Origin of the sequence: Streptomyces sp. NBC_00210 (genome assembly GCF_045160975.1) — a bacterium.
Classification (GTDB): domain Bacteria; phylum Actinomycetota; class Actinomycetes; order Streptomycetales; family Streptomycetaceae; genus Streptomyces.
Genome location: NZ_CP108120.1, coordinates 1,418,165 through 1,435,209, shown reverse-complemented (window position 1 = coordinate 1,435,209; position 17,045 = coordinate 1,418,165). Strand labels below are relative to the sequence as shown.

The following is a 17,045-nucleotide window of genomic DNA, read 5'->3' as shown; positions in this document are numbered from 1 at the left end:
GCAGGCTCCCGCTGTCTGCCGGGGTTTCGTCGCTCCCACTCTTGTCGCAGGCCCAATGACCTGGTCTTGTGTACCGCGGCAGCCAAGGACGGTTCTGCCGACGGGTTGCACGCGTTCCGCGTGGCCGAAGGTGATGGGGAGCAGCGTGGAATCAGTGACGGGGCAGGACGTACGAGGCACCCTGCCGGAGGGGCTCGCCGACGCGATACGTGACACCGCCGAGGACATCGCCGCGCTGCTGCGTGGGGTCGCCGACACGGGTGCGCCGGTGCCCGGGTCGGAGTGGACCATGGGCGAGGCGGCGGCGCACCTGGCGCAGGCCAACGAGTTGATGGCCGACATCGCGGCGGGGCGCGAGCGGAGTCACGGTGACGGCACGCCCCAGAGCCTGGCCGCGGCCAATGAGCGTGCACTCGCGGAGTTCGGGGAGCGTGGGGCCGATCCGCTGGGCGCGATGATCGTGGCGCACGCCGCTGCCTACCTCAAGGCGATGGACGAGGGAGCGGCGGATCGGACAGTGGCCACCCCGCTGGGCCCGATGAGCCGGGTGGAACTGGGCTCGTACCTGCTGACGCACATGCTCGGCCACGGCTACGACCTCGCCCGCGCGGTGGGCCGCCCGCACATGATCGACGCCGCCCGGGTGGAGCTCACCCTGCCTTTCATGATCACGGCCATGCCCCGGGTGACCAACACCGCTGCCACGGCCGGGCTGACCGCGCGCTATCGGGTCCGCATGCGGGGCGGCACGGGCTTCGGCGTCACGCTCACGGACGGTGCCGTAGCCGTGAGCAGTGAGTCCCCGAGCCACCCCGACTGCACGATCCTGACGGAACCGGTCACGTTCCTGCTGATGGCGCTGGGTCGCTGTAATCCGTGGGGCGCGATCGCCCGGGGGCGGGTGCTGGCGTGGGGGCGCAAGCCGTGGCTGGCCCCGCGGTTTCCGACGCTGTTCACGGCGCCGTGAGCTCCTGCACGATCTCAGGGTTGATCGTGTCGAAGTAGACGCGGTCGGTGCCCCGGTCGAAGTGGAATTGTCCCTGGTAGACCGACTTGGTGATGTGCCGGTCATAGCGGGCGCTCTTCATCCACTCAGGGTGTTCGGGAAGGAATTGCGCCAGCGCTTCCGGCACCTTCGACGGGCTGCCGACAGCAAAGCCGTACGCAGAACTCCTGACGATCGATGTGACGGCACCTGCCGGCAGCTGAGCGATTCCGACAACCCGTATCCGAGGATCCTGGTCGGGGATGGTCTCACGTCCGGAATCGTTCGGGTTGTAGCCGAGCCAATGCGGATCGGAGAGCTGCCCGATGGCACGGAATCGTCGCAGCAGCGGTTCCGTATCCTTGCGCACTCGCTCGCGATCAGGGACGGGCGTGTCACCGCTGGCCGCATAGACGCCGGTCCCGCCGGCCAGTACAGCCAGCCCACCCAGGACGAACACCATGCGGCGGCTGAGAAAGCGTTGCTTGGACACTTGCGCGGCCCCCCTTGTCCGGAGGACGGATCTTATCCCGTCAGCCTGTCCAATTCGTCCAGCACGAGGGCGGCATGCTGCGAGGGGTCCGGGATCGGGTGCAGCAGCGCCCGTACTTGTCCCGAGCGGTCGAGGATGGCGGCGGACCTGGAGAACAGGATCCGGTCGCACACCCGAACCTCGGGCGCACCCACGGCGCGGCCGAGCGTCAGTTGACTGTCACCGACGAGCGGATAGCCGAGGTTGCGCTCCTTTGCGAACGCGGACAAATGGTCCGGTGCATGGGCACTGACGCCGAGTACACGGGCGTCGGCCCGTGCGAAACGCGCCGCAGCGTCACGCACCGAGCACAGCCCGGTCGTGCAGCCGGCCAGCTCGGGGAGCACCTCTCCGATGCCCGGCTCTGTGATGAAGAACAACACGGTCCACCGGTGATCCGGTGAGGGAACAGCAATTGAGCCTTCGGAGGTCTCGACGATGTGGTCCATGAATGGACCATAATCGACAAGGGCCTTCTGTTGTCCGGCCGCGTGCGTCAGCGGTTGAGGACCGCCTCCATGACGCGCTTGGCGATCGGTGCGGCGATCTTGTCTCCGGAAACTGCCTCGCCGGTCTGGCCGGGAGTCTCGACGACTACGGCGACGGCAACCGCCGGGGATCCGGATTCCTGCGTCTTGGCGTAGGAGATGAACCAGGCGTACCCGGTCGGACTGGTGCCACTGGGGAGCTGGGCGCTGCCGCCCTTGCCGCCCACCAGGTTCCCGGGAATCTTGGCCCTGGATCCCGGTCCGTCCTCGACGACGTACTCCATCATCTGCTGCAGCTTCCTCGCGTTGAGTTCGCTGAGCGATCGGCTCAGCGCCTTGGGCTTGTGCTGCTCGATGAGCTTGCCGTCGGCGGTCTGCAGACTGGCGACCAGGTACGGCTCCATGAGTGCGCCCTCGTTGGCGACGGCCGCGGCGACCATGGCCATCTGCAGAGGGGTGACGGCGGTGCTGCCCTGGCCGATGCCATCCAGGGCATTGAGCGAACCATCGTCCGCGGGATAGATGGACTTGACCGCGAGCACGGGGGTGGTGATCTCCTTGTTGAAGCCGAATGCGGCGGCCTGCTGGCGCATCTTCGTGTTTCCGAGGTCGTTGCTGATCTTGGCGAAGACGGTATTGCAGGAGTACACGAGAGCGGACTGGAGGGAGGCGTTCTCGCACTCGGCGCCGCCCTCGTTCTTCAGCTGGACCGTGGTCTCCGGTAGCACCCACGGCACCGGCGAGTCGGTGGCTGCGTCGACGTTGCTGTAGAGGCCGTTCTGCAGCGCGGCCGCGGCGGTGACCACCTTGAAGGTGGAGCCCGGCGGATAGGCCTGCTTCAGCGCGCGGTTGAGCATGGGTTTCTTCTTGTCACTGTTCAGGGCCGTCCAGTAAGCCCTGTCCTCCTTGGCCGCGCCGGCGATCGCCGACGGGGAGTAGGAGGGGGAGGAGACGAGCGCGAGGATCTTGCCGCTGCTCGGGTCGAGTGCCACGACGGCGCCCTGTTTGCCATGCAGGCCCTCGTACGCGGCTTTCTGGGCAACGGCCTCGATGGTGGTGAACACCTTCCCGGCGTCACCTGAACCAAGTCGGGAGTCGGTGCCGGTCAGCAGCTTGTCCTCAACGCTCTCGAGCAGACTCGTGCCGTACAACTGGGAGGCATAGCCGGTGACGGGCGCGTACATGGGGCCGTCGGTGTACGTGCGCTTCCAGCGCAGTTTCTGCCCGGTGTCCGAGGAGCCGGTGACGGTCTTGTTGTTCACCAGGATGAGTCCACGCGGCCGGTCGTAACGGCCATGAGGGCCGGGGTCGTTGAGCCGGCCGACGAGTATGGGCGTGACTGTCGCGGCAGCGGCGAGCAGGACGACGACCCCGCCGAGCGCAACGCGTCCTCGGCGAGTGCGCGGCAGGGGAAGCCTGCGCGGCGGTCCCTGCGCCGGACCGACTGTGGGCGTAGCCAGGTTGATCAGGACGGGCTGTGGCGCATCGCCATCGGGAACGGCGTCGTCTGACAGGGTCTCGTCGGACGCGTCGTCCGCCGGAGCCGGGGCGTCGGCTGCAGTGTCCGGCTGCTCATCGGCAGATGCTTCCGCGAGAGGCGGGCCGGAGTCACCTGTGCCAGTGTCACCTGTGCCGGTGTCCAGCTGGGCGCGGGCGGCTTCCGCCACGCGAGGAATGTCCTCGTCGGCGATCTGCTCGAGCGCCCGACGGGCGGCCAGAGCACGGGCGGGGTCGTCATCCGTGAGCCATTCACCCATGGCGGCGACAGCGCCGAGCCGGATGGCCGGATGGGGATTTGCGAGGCCACTGGTCCAGGCGTCGGGCAGGGAGGCGGAGGGGACCCGGACGCCGGCGGGACTGCGGGCGAGCAGGATCTTCCCCTCGGCTCCGTAGAGCCAGCGTTGTGGTGTCTGCGCGACATCGTCGGCTCGCAGCCGGTCGAATGCGTAGGCGTAGGCGTCGTCCACCGAGATGTAACCGTCGTGGTCGGTGTCGGCCGCACCGCTGCGAATGCCGGTCACCAAAGCGCTGGTGAACACGGACCCCGGCAGGACCTCCCCGGGGACCGGCTCGCCTTCGAAGGAGTACTCGGTGGCCCGGGATGCCGTCAGCACGACCCTGCCGCGGGCGTGACCGTGGAACCGCTCACCCAGCCCCAGATCGGTCTCACCCTTGCTGCGTTGCGCGAACGCGCCACTGAAGCAGCAGTCGAGGATGACGACCTGCCTGCGTGCCCGGCAGTCGTCCAGCTGGTCGAGGACCCATTGCGCCTCCACTCCGGTGGCGGCCAGCCGGTCCTTGCGGGTGTCCGCGGCGGCGAAGTACAGACGCCTGCGCGCATCGACGAGCCCGTGGCAGGACACGTACACCACCACAAGGTCGTTCGGCGCACGATGGCTGAGGAATTCCTCGAAGGCCAGCCGGACATCCTGAGCCGTCCTGTCGATCACCTGGGTGACCGTGAACCCGCCGATCCCCGGATCGGAGAGGACGTCGCTCAGACCGGCCGCGTCATGTGCGGGCGCGCGCAGCCGGCGCAGGGACGCATCGGCGTACGTGGACGTCGCCACCACCAGAGCCAGCCGCCGCTCGGCCGGTAGCTCAGGTGTCGGCTGCATGGCGGGCGAGCCAGGCACTGATGAGCAGTTCCTGCTGCGCCGAAGTCGCTCCGGTGACCTTCAAGGTGTCCCCGCCGAGGCTGATTTCGACCACCCGGTCCGTGCGTCCCGCCCAGCCGCCTACGGCGTTCACCACCGCGCGCAGCCCCTCGGCGGTGCGCAGCTGGATGGCCAGCCAGCCCACTACCGTGGCAAGTCCCTTGGCTTGCGCCGGCTCGGCCGGATCCCTCACCGGATCGACCGCCATGACGTCGAGATCGAGCAACTCCGCACGCAGCCGACCGGTGAATTCGGCGAGTTCCTCCGGATCGCCGTCCGGAAGTGACTGAACCTGCACGTGCAGGCCGATGACGTCCGACACAAGGCCCCCTCCTGTACCCAGCACCACCGAGCGTAGCCGCTCGGCCACGCCCGTGCGGGCTGCTTCCACCGGATCCGCGAGGAGCCGTCAGCGCGTGTACAGCGCGTCGATGTCCGCCGCGTACGCGCCCGTGATCGCCCGTCGCTTGAGCTTCAGCGTCGGTGTCATCAGACCGGCGTCCACACTGAATTCGTTCGGCAGGACGCGAAACGCGCGGATGGACTCCGCCCTCGAGACCCGGGTGTTGGCCCGGGAGACCGCCCGTTGGATCTGCGCGCGCAGGTCCTCGTCGTCCGCCATCACCGACATGTCCGCCTGCGGTTTCCCCTTCAGCGCCTGCCAGTGGGCCAGGGCCTCGGGATCCAGGGTGATGAGCGCCGCGATGTACGGCTGGTCGTCGCCCACGATCAGACACTGCGAGATCAGGGGATGGTGGCGCAGCTGCTCCTCCAGAGGCAGCGGGGCAACGCTCTTGCCGCCGCTGGTGATGATGACGTCCTTCTTGCGCCCCGTGATGACGAGGTAGCCCTCGTCGTCGAGACGGCCCGTGTCGCCGGTGGCGAACCACCCGTCGCGCAGCACCGCTTCGGTGGCCTTGGGGTTGTTGAGGTAGCCGGCGAAGACGGTGTCGCCGCGTACCCACACCTCGCCGTCAGTCGCGATGTGTACCGCGCAGCCTGGGATGGGCCGGCCCACCGTGCCGAATCTGACCTCTCCCGGCGGCTGGGCCGTGATCGCGCCCGCGGTCTCGGTGAGGCCGTAACCGTCGTACACGGTGACGCCCGCGCCCGAGAAGAACAGTCCCAGCTCCCTTCGGAGCGTCGAGCCGCCGGACACGGCGTTGCGCACCTGGCCGCCGAGCACGGCGCGCAGCTTGCCGTACACCAGGCGGTCGTAGGCGGCGTGCAGGACTTTCAGGGACGGGCCCGGGCCGTGGCCCGAGCCCATGGAGTGCCGTTCCATGGCCTCGGCGTAGCGCACCGCGACGGCTGCGGCCTTGTCGAAGAGGCTGACGTGCCCTGCGGCCTCGGCGGCGCGGCGGGCCTTGTGGAAGATCTTCTCGAAGATGTACGGGACGGCGAAGAGAGACGTCGGCCGGAAGGATGCCAGAGCGGGGAGCAGTGCCTCTGGCGCCAGATCCGGTTGGTGGCCGAGGCGGACGCCGCCGCGCAGGCAGGCGACCACAACCATCAGCCCGTAAATGTGCGCGACAGGAAGGAAGTTGAGGATCGACGGCTGGACACCGGGCTCGGCGAGGGTGCCACCCCAGCCTTCCACCAGGATGTCGCATTCGGCGGCCAGATTCGCGTGGGTGATGAGACAGCCCTTGGGTGTTCCGGTGGTGCCGGAGGTATAGCAGATCGCGGCGATCTGGTCCGGCAGTACGGCAGCGCGGTGACGGTGAATCAGTTCGTCGTCCATGCCGAGGCCCTGGTCGATCAGGGACGCCACACAACCCAGGTCCATCTGCCAGATCGCGGACAGCCGGGTTTCCGCGTCGCAGGCCGCCGCCACGGTCATGGCATGGTTCTCGTGCTCGACCACGATGGCCCGGACGTCGGAGTCGTACAGGATCCAGCGCACCTGCTCGATGGACGACGTGGGGTAGACCGGAACGATCTCGGCGCCGAGGGACCACAGGGCGTACGCCAGAACCGTCCACTCGTAGCGCGTACGGGACATCAGTGCGACCCGGTCGCCGAAGCGGACGCCGCCGGCCAGGAACCCCTTGGCCACGGCGATCACTTGGTCGCGGAACAGCTCCGCGCTGATCGGCTCCCAGTCATCGGGCCCCGTCCGGCGGGACAACTGCACCAGGGAGGGATCGCGCCCGGCGGTCTCGTACACCGAGTCGGCGAGGCCCCCCGACCACGGAGGTTCGGCACGGCGCGGAGGACCGCTTCCTTGCATAGGGCGTTCCCTTCCCGTGTTCGGGGCGTCGCGCTGTGCAACTCAGGGAGCGAAAGGTACATGTTGGCGGCGTTGCTGCCTAGTTTCCGGGGGTAGCCCCCAGGTCCCAACGAGCCACAGCCAGGGCCGCGGTTCGCGGTGTCTCAGGCCGCCCGGCTTGATTTCATCGGGTTCGCGGCAGTCTGAAGCGTCTGTGGGCAGTTGGAGCCGGGGGACGAGACCCCGGCTTCGGCCCGCGCGAGCCGCACCGCAGGTTCAGCGATCGCCGCGGGCCTGGTCGTCTCCTCGGCCCTGACGCGCCACAGCCACCTGATGTCCCGTCCGAAGGACCAGCTGAGCAGCGCCAGCGCCAGGGCGACCATCGCGAACGCCAGCAGCCGCGGGAGGACCCCGGCGCCGACCACCAGCAGCAGGATTCCCTGCAGCGCGGCCACCGTCTTGCGGGCCGTGCTCGGCGGCAGGGCTCCGTTCAGCCACGGCAGCACCCTGGCCGCCGCGACGAAGGCGTAGCGCATGGTGCCGATCAGCAGCACCCACGGGCCCAGCGACATGGCGACATGGATGCTGAGCACCAGGATCAGGAAGGCGTCCACCTCCATGTCGAAGCGTGCCCCCAGCGCGGACGCCGTCCCGGTGCGCCTCGCGACCTTGCCGTCGACCGCGTCGAGGATCAGCGCCACCGTGGTGAGAGCGACCAGGACCGTGACCGGCGGCGGGCTCTCGAAGGAGTCCGCGACCAGCGCGGTCACACCCCCGACGAGCGTCGCGCGGGCCAGTGTGACGCGGTTGGCCGGTCCGAAGGACTTGAGCCAGGACCGGCGCAGGGCGCGAGTGAGCACCGCCCAGGTGGCGACCGCGAAGGCCAGGCCGGTCAGCCAGCCCGCGGGTCCCAGGCCGATCGCCGTGCCGAGCAGGGCCAGCAGGAGGATCTGCGCGCCTGCTCCCACCGCCGTCTCGTGCCGCAGCGGCCTCATGTCGTAGGGGTTGTTCAGGGCCACCGTGCACCCTCCGGGGGTGTGACAGATTCGATCAGTCCCGCGTACCGTGTCCGCGGCTTTGTAGTGATCAGTACGTGCATCCTCACCCGACTGTTCAGGAGGACGCCAATGGAGCGTGCCGCTCGTGCTTTCTGGCTCCGGTCTCCCGGTCACGGGGAGATCCGGGACGTTGCCCTGCCGGAACCCGGCGACGACGAGGTGCTGGTGCGCACGCTCTGTTCCGGGGTGAGCCGTGGCACGGAGACGCTTGTCTTCCGCGGCGGCGTACCGCAGAGCCAGCACAGCGTGATGCGGGCGCCGTTCCAGGACGGCGAGTTCCCCGGGCCCGTGAAATACGGCTATCTCAACGTCGGGCTTGTCGAAGCAGGACCGCGGCACCTGCTCGGCCGTACGGTCTTCTGCCTCTATCCGCACCAGACCCGCTACGTCGTCCCCGCGAGCGCCGTGACTCCCGTGCCGGACGCCGTCCCCGCCGGGCGGGCCGTGCTGGCCGGGACCGTGGAGACTGCGGTGAACGCCCTGTGGGACGCCGCACCGCTGATCGGTGACCGGATCGCCGTGGTCGGAGCAGGCATGGTCGGCGCCGGCGTGGCCGCCGTACTCGCCAAGTACCCCGCCGTCCGTGTCCAGCTGGTCGACGCGGAACCCGCGCGCGCCGGCATCGCCAAGGCACTCGGCGTCGACTTCGCGCTCCCCGAGGACGCCGCGGGCGACTGCGATCTCGTCGTCCACGCCAGCGCCACCGAGGCCGGACTCGCCCGCTCACTGGAACTCCTCGCCCCGGAGGGAACCGTCCTCGAGCTGAGCTGGTACGGCGACCGGCGGATCAGCCTGCCGCTGGGGGAGGCCTTCCACTCCCGCCGCCTGGTCGTGCGCAGCAGTCAGGTGGGGACGGTGTCACCGGTCCGGGGGGGCCGCCGGACCTACGCCGACCGCCTCGCGGTGGCGCTCGACCTGCTCGCCGATCCCGCCTTCGACGCGCTGATCACCGGCGAGTGCGCCTTCGACGAGCTGCCACAGGTGCTGCCGAAGCTCGCCTCCGGGGAGCTCCCGGCGCTATGTCACCGTGTGCTGTATGAAACTGCTGCTGATCCGGCCTGAACAAGGAGAACAGGTCGGCCGTACTACAGGTCAGATGTGCTGCCGCACCTGGAGGTTCACCCGTTGTTCAGTATCACCGTCCGTGATCACATCATGATCGCTCACAGCTTCCGCGGAGAGGTCTTCGGGCCCGCGCAGCGCATGCACGGAGCGACGTTCCTCGTGGACGCCACCTTCCGCCGCCCCGAGCTGGACGCCGACAACATCGTCGTCGACATCGGTCTGGCCACCCGGGAACTCGGCGCTGTGGTCGGCGAGCTGAACTACCGCAATCTCGACGACGAGCCCGACTTCGCCGGCATCAACACCTCCACCGAATTTCTGGCCAAGGTGATCGCGGACCGGCTCGCGGACCGGGTGCACGCAGGGGCGCTGGGCGAAGGCGCACGCGGCCTGGCCGGGATCACGGTCACCCTGCACGAATCGCACATCGCCTGGGCGAGTTACGAGCGCACCCTGTGAACCGGGCCGACGTCACCGGGGCGAGCGGGCGGTCGGTGCACATAGTGCTGCCCGGTGGCGTCGACGACCCGGCCGCCCCCAGTGGCGGCAATGTCTACGACCGCCGGCTGTGCCGGGACCTGCCCTCAATCGGCTGGCAGGTCCACGAGCATGCCGTCGCGGGCAGCTGGCCACAGCCCGGAGCGGCCGCTCGCGCCGAACTGGCCCGCGTCCTGGCCCACGCCCCGGACGGCGCCGTCGTGCTCCTCGACGGACTCGTCGCCTGCGCCGTACCCGACATCGTCGTCCCCGAGGCCGAACGGCTGCGGCTGGCGGTGCTGGTGCATCTGCCGCTGGGCGACGAGACAGGACTCGCCCCCGCCCGGGCGGCGGACCTGGACGCCCTCGAGCGGGAAACCCTGCGCGCCGTGCCGGTCGTCGTGGTGACCAGCATGTGGGCCGCCCGCAGGCTTGTCGCCCACCACGGGCTCGCCCCCGGCCAGGTCCATGTCGCCGCACCCGGCGCCGACATCGAACCCGAGGCGCCCGGCACCGACGGTGTCTCGCGACTGCTGTGCGTCGCATCGGTGACCCCGCGCAAGGGACAGTACCGGCTGGTGAAGGCACTTGCGGCCGTCGCCGACCTGCCCTGGGTCTGCGTGTGCGCCGGCGGCCTCGACCAGGACCCCGGCTATGTCGCCGGGCTCAGACAACTGATCGAGAAGTCCGGCCTCGGCGACCGGGTCCAGCTCGTCGGACCGCAGACCGGTGCGGAGCTGGATGCGAGCTACGCCGCCGCCGACCTCATGGTGCTCACCTCGTACGCCGAGACATACGGCATGGCCGTGACCGAGGCGCTCGCGCGCGGCATTCCGGTGCTGGCGACGACCGTTGGCGGTCTCCCGGAGGCGGTCGGGCAGGCGCCGGACGGCAGCGTGCCGGGCCTGCTCGTACCGTCGGCAGACCCGGCGGCACTCCCCGCGGCGCTGCGCAGCTGGTTCGGAGATCCGGGCCTGCGCAGTCGCCTGAAGGCGGCCGCAGCAGAGCGGCGCACCGCGCTGGACGGGTGGGAGACGACGGCCCGGAATCTGGCCGGCGCGCTGGAACGCATACGAATCGAACCCCGGAGGGCCGCGTGAGTACGACCGACGCGCCTGGTTATGCCCCCGAGTGGCTGGAGCTGCGGGAGGGCGCCGACGCCACCGCCCGCGCCACCGGACTCCTCGAACCGCTCCAGCACTGGTTGTCGGGCCGGGACCGAGATCACGCCGGGCAGGTGATCCGCGATCTCGGCTGCGGGACCGGCTCCATGGGGCGCTGGCTCGCACCCAGGCTGAACGGCACCCAGCACTGGATCCTGCACGACCGCGACCCCGCTCTGCTCGACCTGGCCGCCGTGCGGACGCCCGACACGGCGGCCGACGGCAAGCCCGTGACGGTCACCACCGAACGCGGCGAAATCGCCCGCCTGAGCGCGCGGGACCTGGCCGGCGCCTCCCTGTTGACCGCCTCCGCCCTGCTGGACGTGCTCACCCGAGGCGAGGTGGACGGGCTGGCCAAGGCGTGCGCGGGGGCCGAATGCCCCGCGCTGCTGACGATCTCCGTGGTGGGACGGGTCAAGCTGACGCCTGCCGAACCGCTGGATGCCGAGATCGCCGCCGCGTTCAACGCCCACCAGCGCCGCAACGGCCTGCTCGGACCCGACGCCGTCACGGTGGCCTCCGAAGCCTTCGCACGGCAGGGAGCGACGGTACGGACCCACGCGAGCCCCTGGCGGCTCGGCGCCGACGATTCGGCGCTGATCGCGGAGTGGCTGCGGGGCTGGGTGGGTGCGGCCTGCGAGCAGCGCCCGGCCCTCGCGTCGCGCGCCGACACGTATCTACTGCGCCGCCTGGCGGCGTGCGCGTCGGGCGAGTTGCGGGTGGTGGTGCACCACAGCGATCTGCTGGCGCTGCCCCGGCCGACGGGCGGGACCTCATGAGCGGGCAGACGCTCCGGGCCCGTGTCGGCACGCTGGCCGGAGCGGGCATCCTCGCGGTGCTGGTCTGGCGTCTTGGCACCGGCGCATTCCTGGACGGGCTGCGCAGGATCGACGGACCCACCCTGCTCGCCGCGCTCGGACTCGGCCTGCTCACGACCGTGTTCAGCGCCTGGCGCTGGTGCATCGTCGCCCGCGGCCTGGGCATCCGGCTGCCGCTGGGCCGGGCGGTCGCCGACTACTACCGCGCGCTGTTCCTGAACGCGGCGCTGCCCGGCGGCGTACTCGGCGATGTGCATCGAGCGGTACGACACGGGCAGCACACCGGTGACGTCGGACGAGGCGTTCGCGCTGTCGTCCTCGAACGGACCGCGGGCCAGCTGGTCCTGATCGCCGTCGGTGTGGCGGTACTGCTTGCCCAGCCGTCCCCCGCCCTGGCGCAGCCCCGCCACCTGGCCACCTCACCGGGGACCGCCCTTGCGCTCGCCGTGGTGTCCGCGCTGGTGATCGCGGTCGCCCTCCGGCTCAGAGGCAAGCCGGGCACATCGCGATGGCACCGGGCGGTCCGCGCCACGCTGGCCGAGGCACGCCTCGGACTGCTCGCCCGCAGCAGCTGGCCGGGCGTCGTGATCTCGTCCGTCGTAGTGCTGGCGGGGTACCTCGGTACGTTCCTTCTCGCCGCCCGGGCCGCTGGGTCGACCGCGCCGTTCGCCGAGCTGGTGCCCCTGATGGTGCTGGCCCTGCTCGCCATGGCGCTGCCGCTGAACGTCGGCGGCTGGGGCCCCAGGGAAGGCGTCACCGCGTGGGCCTTCGGCGCCGCCGGCCTGGGCGCCGCCCAGGGCCTGACGGTCGCCGTCGTCTATGGAGTGCTCACCTTCGCCGCGAGCCTGCCCGGTGCCGGGGTGCTCGCCGGCCAGTGGCTCGCCCGCTCACGGCGCCCGCAACTCCAGCTCGAAGAGCGTGTCCTCGCCGAGGGCGGCACGTCGCGCCGGTGGACGGAGCGCGTCCCGCATCACCGGCGTACCCGCGAAGCGGAGCCCCGGGATGCCGTCGCCGAGCAGGACCGGCGCCACGGTGACGTAGAGCCGGTGCAGCGCCTGCTCGTGCAGGAAGCGTGACACGGTGACGCCGCCGCCCTCGATCAGCACCCGGCCCAAGCCGCGCCGCGCGAGCGCCTGCACCAGGCGGCCCGGCGCGAACGCCTCGCTGTCCGGCAGCGTCAGCACATCAACGCCGTCGCGGCCCGGAACGGACTTGCTGCGGTCGCTGCCCTCGGCCACCACCCACAGCGTCGGCGCTGCTTCGTCGGTGAACACCCGGCGCCCCAGCGGTACGCGGCCGTGCGGATCGACGACGACGCGCACGGGGTTGTCACCGGGGCAGGCACGCACGGTCAGTTGCGGGTCGTCCGCGACCGCTGTGCCCGCCCCGACGACCACCGCGTCGGCGAGTGCACGCAGGCGGTGCAGATGAAGACGGTCCTCCTCGCCCGTGACGTAGTCGGCGTCACCGGTACGCGTCGCTATGAAACCGTCCAGGCTCTGCCCGAGTTGGGCGAAGGTGAAGTGCGGGCCGGCCAGGCACAGCGGCAGATAGCGGTCGGCGAGCACCTCCGCTTCGGGGGTGGCGGCCTGCCTCCAGCGCCGGCGGCCGTCCGCGCTCCGGACAAGTCCGGCGGCCTCGGCGTCCGCCTCGGAGCGGACGCCGCGCAGCCGCTCCCAGGCCTCGGCCGCATCCAGTACGTCGCTGCGGTTGGTCATCGGGTCTCCTGCCGGGTGAGCAGTGAGACGTACTCACTGAAGGATTCGACAAGTGAGGCCAGCAGTTTCTTTCCCTTATCCGCGGATGCCATTGACGGACGGCCGATGACACCGGACTTGGTGTAAGCCGTCATACCGAGAGTGAGCAGATGCTTACGATCGTCGGCCAGGAAATCGGAGGTTTCATAACCAGGGCGGACGAGTTCGGGATGGGAGTGCAGCAGGATGGACGTTTCCACTTCACCCGCGTGCATATCGCTGTGCGACGGGGTCTGTACACCGGCCGCGGCCCGTGCCGCATCCCAGTCCGCCGAGCCCGGGAAAAGCGCCATGCGCAGCCCGCTGCCCGCGGATTCCTGAACGACATTGCGCAGTACGTAATTTCCGCCGTGGCCATTGACAAGAATCAGGGAACCGACACCGGACTGGCTCAGCGAGTCGGCGATGTCCCGTACGACGGCGTGCAGGGTCGCGGCGGAAATGCTGACCGTCCCCGGCCAGGCCGCGTGCTCGTGCGAGCACGAGATCGTGAGAGGAGGAAGGTGGTGAACCGGATGGGCTGCGGCGATCTCCCGGGCGATGGTGCAGGCGACGACCGTGTCGGTCACCAGGGGAAGGAAGGCTCCGTGCTGCTCGAAGCTGCCGATGGGGAGGACGGCGACATCGGCCTGCCTCCTGCGCACGTCCTCCGTGGAGTCCCCTGGCAACAGGCCCGATGCCGGGGGCGTTTGTGAACCACTCATTGTTTTAGGGCCTTTCGTTGTTCGCTCCGCGCGCCCATGGTCGAATGTGATGAAACGGGCAGGCAGTTGATGCCTCTTCGCTATTTTGGCCTACGATGCACGGAGCTTGCCAGATTGGATCGGGGTCATGACAGTAAGTGATGGCGTGTTCGGCGACAGTGTTCGTACGTCAGGTGTCGAACGAGTGGTGGATGTACGGCTGTCCACCTCGCACGGCGATTTTCTCGCCATCGGCTACCTGGACCGCGAAAGCGGGGACGAACAAATGGTGCTGGTATACGGCGAAGCCGAGAAGGAGGGAGCACTTGTCCGCATGCATTCGGAGTGCCTGACCGGAGATGTCTTCGGGTCCAAGCACTGTGAATGCGGCGATCAGCTGTCCGCCGCACTGCACGCCATCGTGACGGAAGGGCGCGGCATTCTCGTCTACCTCCAGGGTCACGAGGGACGCGGGATCGGCCTGTTGGGCAAACTGCGCGCGATGAAGCTCCAGGCGGAGGGGCTGGACACGGTCGAGGCGAATCTCGCCCTCGGGTTCCCGGCGGACGCCCGCGACTACCGGGTGGCGGCGGATATCCTGCACGAGCTCGGTGTCCAGTCCGTGCGGCTGCTGTCGAACAACCCGCTCAAGCGGGAAGCGCTGCTGCGGCACGGCATCAAAATCACCGAGCAGGTTCCCCTGTTGATACCGCCACGGGAAGAGAACATGTCCTATTTGTGGACCAAGCGGGAACGCCTCGACCACTACCTGCCGCACTTGGACAGTGCGGTCGACTAGGGCGAGTATCAGAAGTGGATCTTGGCAGGAGATGATCTTGGTTCGTGGCGGGTGGAGATCTGACCCGACAGGGTATTCCGCGGCTTCCCCGACAGCGATTGACTTCCGCTCCACCGGCTGAAGCCGGTGGAGCGGAAGTCACTGGTGGATCCGGCCCGCCGAGGCTGGCGGGCCCCTCACCGCATCGACGCACAGACCTACTTGGTGCCCCACTCCTGGCGCAGGACGGCCGCGTCGGAGGTGTTCAGCTTGTTCAGCACCATCTTCGTGCCCGCCGTGCTCTTCGGTGTCGCGATCACCTGCCCCCGCGCGTACAGCGACAGGAACCGGCTGGACTGCGCATCCCACTGCTGGCCCTTGTTCTTCCAGTTGGCCGTGACGTGGCGGCATGCGCAGCGAGGATCAGCGCACAGCTTCCCGTGGGCGAGCACCCCTAGCATCGCGACCTGAAGACGCGTCTGCTGGCCCAGCTTCTCCACGATCCGCGCGATATGCGCCTTCACCGTCCGCTCCGCGATACCCAGCTCCCGCGCAAGCTCGCGGTTGCCAACTCCCGTACCCACCAGGAGAAGAACCTCCTTCTCCCGATCCGTCAGCCTTTTGAGCTTCCACAGACCACGCACAGGGTCAGCCCCCATGCGCCGGTAGGCGCAGCTGCTGTCACCTGCATCGGACCGTTTGGTCATGTCGGTCCCTCCTGAACACCGCTCTTCCCAGCAGAGCCCCGTGCCCCGGGTGCGGCGGTGATCGCCACTCAACCTAACCCCGAGCCCGGATGCGCGTACATCAAAAAGGCGTTCGCCGAGGTGCGTGAACTAGCCATGTTCGAAAGGGAGTTGGCCTTTTGGGCAGTGGCTCATCGGGCGCTGCCTGAAGAGACAATTTTGGTCAAGCCCCAAGATTCCTAGGCTCGTTGGCGAACCCCATGGAACAAGCACCCTCAACGGGAGGAACGTTCATGATCACGCGCTACACGGGCCGTATCGCCACCGGAGCCGTCGCCGTCGCCGCCGGTCTCGCCGTCCTGTCCCCGATGGCCCACGCTGCCGACCCGGCCGCCGGACCGGCCAAGCCCGCCAAGCTCACCGTCGCGTCCTACACCAAGTACCTCAAGACGCAGAACACGCCTGAGGCCAAGCAGACCCTGAAGAAGTTCGGGGCGCTGAACAACAAGCAGAAGGCGGTCTTCCTCAAGGACCTCCAGGACCGCAAGATCTACAAGGCGCTCCTGGGCGCGGCCAACGGCAAGGTCGGCAAGCCGGTCAACATCACCGACCGCTACAACAAGGAAGTGTCCTTCGTCGTCAAGGGCAGTAGCTTGGTGGCGAAGGACAAGAAGCGCACCGTCACCGCGCGCTTCTCCGTGACGGAGAAAATCTTCAACATCCCGGTCACCACTGAGACGATCTCCATCTCTGTGCCGACGGCCGGCAAGGGCCCCAGGCTGGCCTCCGCCAAGGCCGAGGTGAAGAACGTCAACGCGGCCATCAAGATCACCAACAACCGCGTCAGCGTCAAGGGCCGCGCCGCCCAGACCTTCTGGACCGCCACGCCGCAGGTCTCTTCCTTCGGCAAGAAGCCGGTCTTCAAGAAGGAGCACATCCTGGCCGGCAACGTCACCTTCCGCGCCAGCCTGACGAACAACGACTGATACTCACCGCGCTTGCCTTCCCTCTTGGGGAACCGGTGACCGCGAGGTCCAGGACACTCCACCCGTCCTGGACCTCGCCCTCTTCGGCAGGGAACCCGCCATCCGTCGCCCGTCCCAACGCCACCGGCGCCGCGGTCACGGCCGCCACCTGCCTGATCCCCGCGGTCCTCGTCCTACTGCTGTCCCGCCCTCCGCGCCCGAAGGAGACCCCCCGATGCGACCCCGCACCGCCGTCCCGCTCCTGACTGCCCTCGCCCTCGCGCTGGCCGCCCCGAGCGCTTTCGCACATGCCGCCGCCAAGCCGAAGCCGCCCAAGGTCACCTGCACCGCCAAGGCCAAGCCCACCGGCTCCCACTACTGCCACACCACCACGGGAAAGCCCGGCAAGACGCCCGCCAAAACGCTCGCGATCGTCGCGAACAAGAAGACCAACACCCTGTACTGGGCCAGCGGCGACTGGATGCCGACCAAGCCCGGCGGCATCACCTCGATGCGGCTCATCATCGAAAAGCCGAACAAGAAGCCCGCGCCCTACCCCGATGCCCGCTACAGGGCCGCCCGCGACGAGTCCGAGATCGTCTACCTCCACCGCGCGAAGTGGGACTTCAAGAAGAGGCCGCTCAAGCTGCCCAACAACACTCGCGTCTGGATCGAGATCAAGGGACACGGCGTGACACCGTCGATCACCCTTTGATCCGAT

Annotated in this window: 17 protein-coding genes and 1 pseudogene; 9 read left to right on the top strand and 9 right to left on the bottom strand. The window is 69.0% G+C overall.

Going from position 1 to position 17,045, the window contains the following annotated elements:
- Positions 1-133: 133 nt before the first annotated feature.
- Positions 134-967, top strand: coding sequence for a maleylpyruvate isomerase family mycothiol-dependent enzyme (locus OG729_RS06490; RefSeq protein ID WP_405804858.1), 834 nt, complete (start codon positions 134-136; stop codon positions 965-967).
- Here the strand turns inward: OG729_RS06490 and OG729_RS06485 are convergent.
- From OG729_RS06485 to OG729_RS06460, 6 genes are all read right to left on the bottom strand, one after another.
- Positions 954-1,478 carry a hypothetical protein gene (locus tag OG729_RS06485; RefSeq protein ID WP_360881102.1) on the bottom strand — a complete coding sequence of 175 codons (525 nt, stop codon included), beginning with the start codon at positions 1,476-1,478 and terminating at the stop codon, positions 954-956. The two genes, OG729_RS06490 and OG729_RS06485, sit on opposite strands and share 14 nt — an antisense overlap.
- Before the next feature lie 32 nt (positions 1,479-1,510).
- Entirely contained in the window at positions 1,511-1,966 is a 456-nt protein-coding gene (locus OG729_RS06480; protein WP_405804855.1) for a redoxin domain-containing protein, read from the bottom strand.
- 47 nt (positions 1,967-2,013) lie between these two features.
- The gene (locus OG729_RS06475) at positions 2,014-4,623 is read right to left on the bottom strand and encodes a penicillin-binding transpeptidase domain-containing protein (protein WP_405804853.1); all 2,610 of its coding nucleotides are present in this window, start codon (positions 4,621-4,623) and stop codon (positions 2,014-2,016) included.
- Positions 4,607-4,984 carry a hypothetical protein gene (locus OG729_RS06470; RefSeq protein ID WP_405804851.1) on the bottom strand — a complete coding sequence of 126 codons (378 nt, stop codon included), beginning with the start codon at positions 4,982-4,984 and terminating at the stop codon, positions 4,607-4,609. Before OG729_RS06470 ends, OG729_RS06475 begins: the two co-directional genes overlap by 17 nt.
- Positions 4,985-5,071: 87 nt before the next feature.
- Positions 5,072-6,895, bottom strand: a complete 1,824-nt coding sequence (locus OG729_RS06465; protein WP_405804849.1) for an AMP-dependent synthetase/ligase — start codon at positions 6,893-6,895, stop codon at positions 5,072-5,074.
- A 143-nt stretch (positions 6,896-7,038) separates the two neighbouring features.
- A complete protein-coding gene (locus OG729_RS06460; RefSeq protein ID WP_405804847.1) occupies positions 7,039-7,893 on the bottom strand; it encodes a CDP-alcohol phosphatidyltransferase family protein in 855 nt (284 codons plus the stop codon).
- Between the two features lie 108 nt (positions 7,894-8,001).
- On the opposite strand from OG729_RS06460, the gene OG729_RS06455 reads away from it, so the two are divergent.
- The 5 genes from OG729_RS06455 (at position 8,002) to OG729_RS06435 (ending at position 12,531) form a co-directional block, all read left to right on the top strand.
- Positions 8,002-8,994, top strand: coding sequence for a zinc-binding alcohol dehydrogenase (locus OG729_RS06455; RefSeq protein ID WP_405804845.1), 993 nt, complete (start codon positions 8,002-8,004; stop codon positions 8,992-8,994).
- A gap of 63 nt (positions 8,995-9,057) precedes the next feature.
- Positions 9,058-9,456 carry a 6-carboxytetrahydropterin synthase gene (locus OG729_RS06450; protein ID WP_360881116.1) on the top strand — a complete coding sequence of 133 codons (399 nt, stop codon included), beginning with the start codon at positions 9,058-9,060 and terminating at the stop codon, positions 9,454-9,456.
- Positions 9,453-10,574 carry a glycosyltransferase family 4 protein gene (locus OG729_RS06445; RefSeq protein WP_405804843.1) on the top strand — a complete coding sequence of 374 codons (1,122 nt, stop codon included), beginning with the start codon at positions 9,453-9,455 and terminating at the stop codon, positions 10,572-10,574. The genes OG729_RS06450 and OG729_RS06445 overlap by 4 nt, the downstream gene beginning before the upstream one ends.
- Complete coding sequence (locus tag OG729_RS06440; protein WP_405804841.1) at positions 10,502-11,416, top strand: class I SAM-dependent methyltransferase; 915 nt, start codon at positions 10,502-10,504, stop codon at positions 11,414-11,416. Before OG729_RS06445 ends, OG729_RS06440 begins: the two co-directional genes overlap by 73 nt.
- Positions 11,413-12,531: a lysylphosphatidylglycerol synthase transmembrane domain-containing protein gene (locus OG729_RS06435; RefSeq protein ID WP_360881122.1), complete on the top strand. Its 1,119-nt coding sequence runs from the start codon at positions 11,413-11,415 to the stop codon at positions 12,529-12,531. Before OG729_RS06440 ends, OG729_RS06435 begins: the two co-directional genes overlap by 4 nt.
- On the opposite strand, the pseudogene OG729_RS06430 reads toward OG729_RS06435, so the two are convergent.
- Both OG729_RS06430 and OG729_RS06425 read right to left on the bottom strand, forming a co-directional pair.
- A pseudogene (locus OG729_RS06430) lies at positions 12,523-13,173 on the bottom strand (RibD family protein); the annotation flags it as partial. The gene OG729_RS06435 and the pseudogene OG729_RS06430 sit on opposite strands and share 9 nt — an antisense overlap.
- Entirely contained in the window at positions 13,170-13,916 is a 747-nt protein-coding gene (locus OG729_RS06425; RefSeq protein WP_360881124.1) for a creatininase family protein, read from the bottom strand. The gene OG729_RS06425 and the pseudogene OG729_RS06430, both read right to left, overlap by 4 nt.
- A gap of 127 nt (positions 13,917-14,043) precedes the next feature.
- Between OG729_RS06425 and ribA the strand changes: the two genes are divergently transcribed.
- Positions 14,044-14,694 carry a GTP cyclohydrolase II gene (gene ribA, locus OG729_RS06420; protein WP_360881126.1) on the top strand — a complete coding sequence of 217 codons (651 nt, stop codon included), beginning with the start codon at positions 14,044-14,046 and terminating at the stop codon, positions 14,692-14,694.
- A 197-nt stretch (positions 14,695-14,891) separates the two neighbouring features.
- Here the strand turns inward: ribA and OG729_RS06415 are convergent, their stop codons facing one another.
- Positions 14,892-15,257 (bottom strand): LuxR C-terminal-related transcriptional regulator, encoded by a 366-nt coding sequence (locus OG729_RS06415; protein WP_405804838.1) that lies wholly within the window; start codon positions 15,255-15,257, stop codon positions 14,892-14,894.
- Between the two features lie 395 nt (positions 15,258-15,652).
- On the opposite strand from OG729_RS06415, the gene OG729_RS06410 reads away from it, so the two are divergent.
- Positions 15,653-16,345: a hypothetical protein gene (locus OG729_RS06410; RefSeq protein ID WP_360881130.1), complete on the top strand. Its 693-nt coding sequence runs from the start codon at positions 15,653-15,655 to the stop codon at positions 16,343-16,345.
- A 214-nt stretch (positions 16,346-16,559) separates the two neighbouring features.
- A complete protein-coding gene (locus OG729_RS06405; RefSeq protein WP_405804836.1) occupies positions 16,560-17,039 on the top strand; it encodes a hypothetical protein in 480 nt (159 codons plus the stop codon).
- Positions 17,040-17,045: the final 6 nt, after the last annotated feature.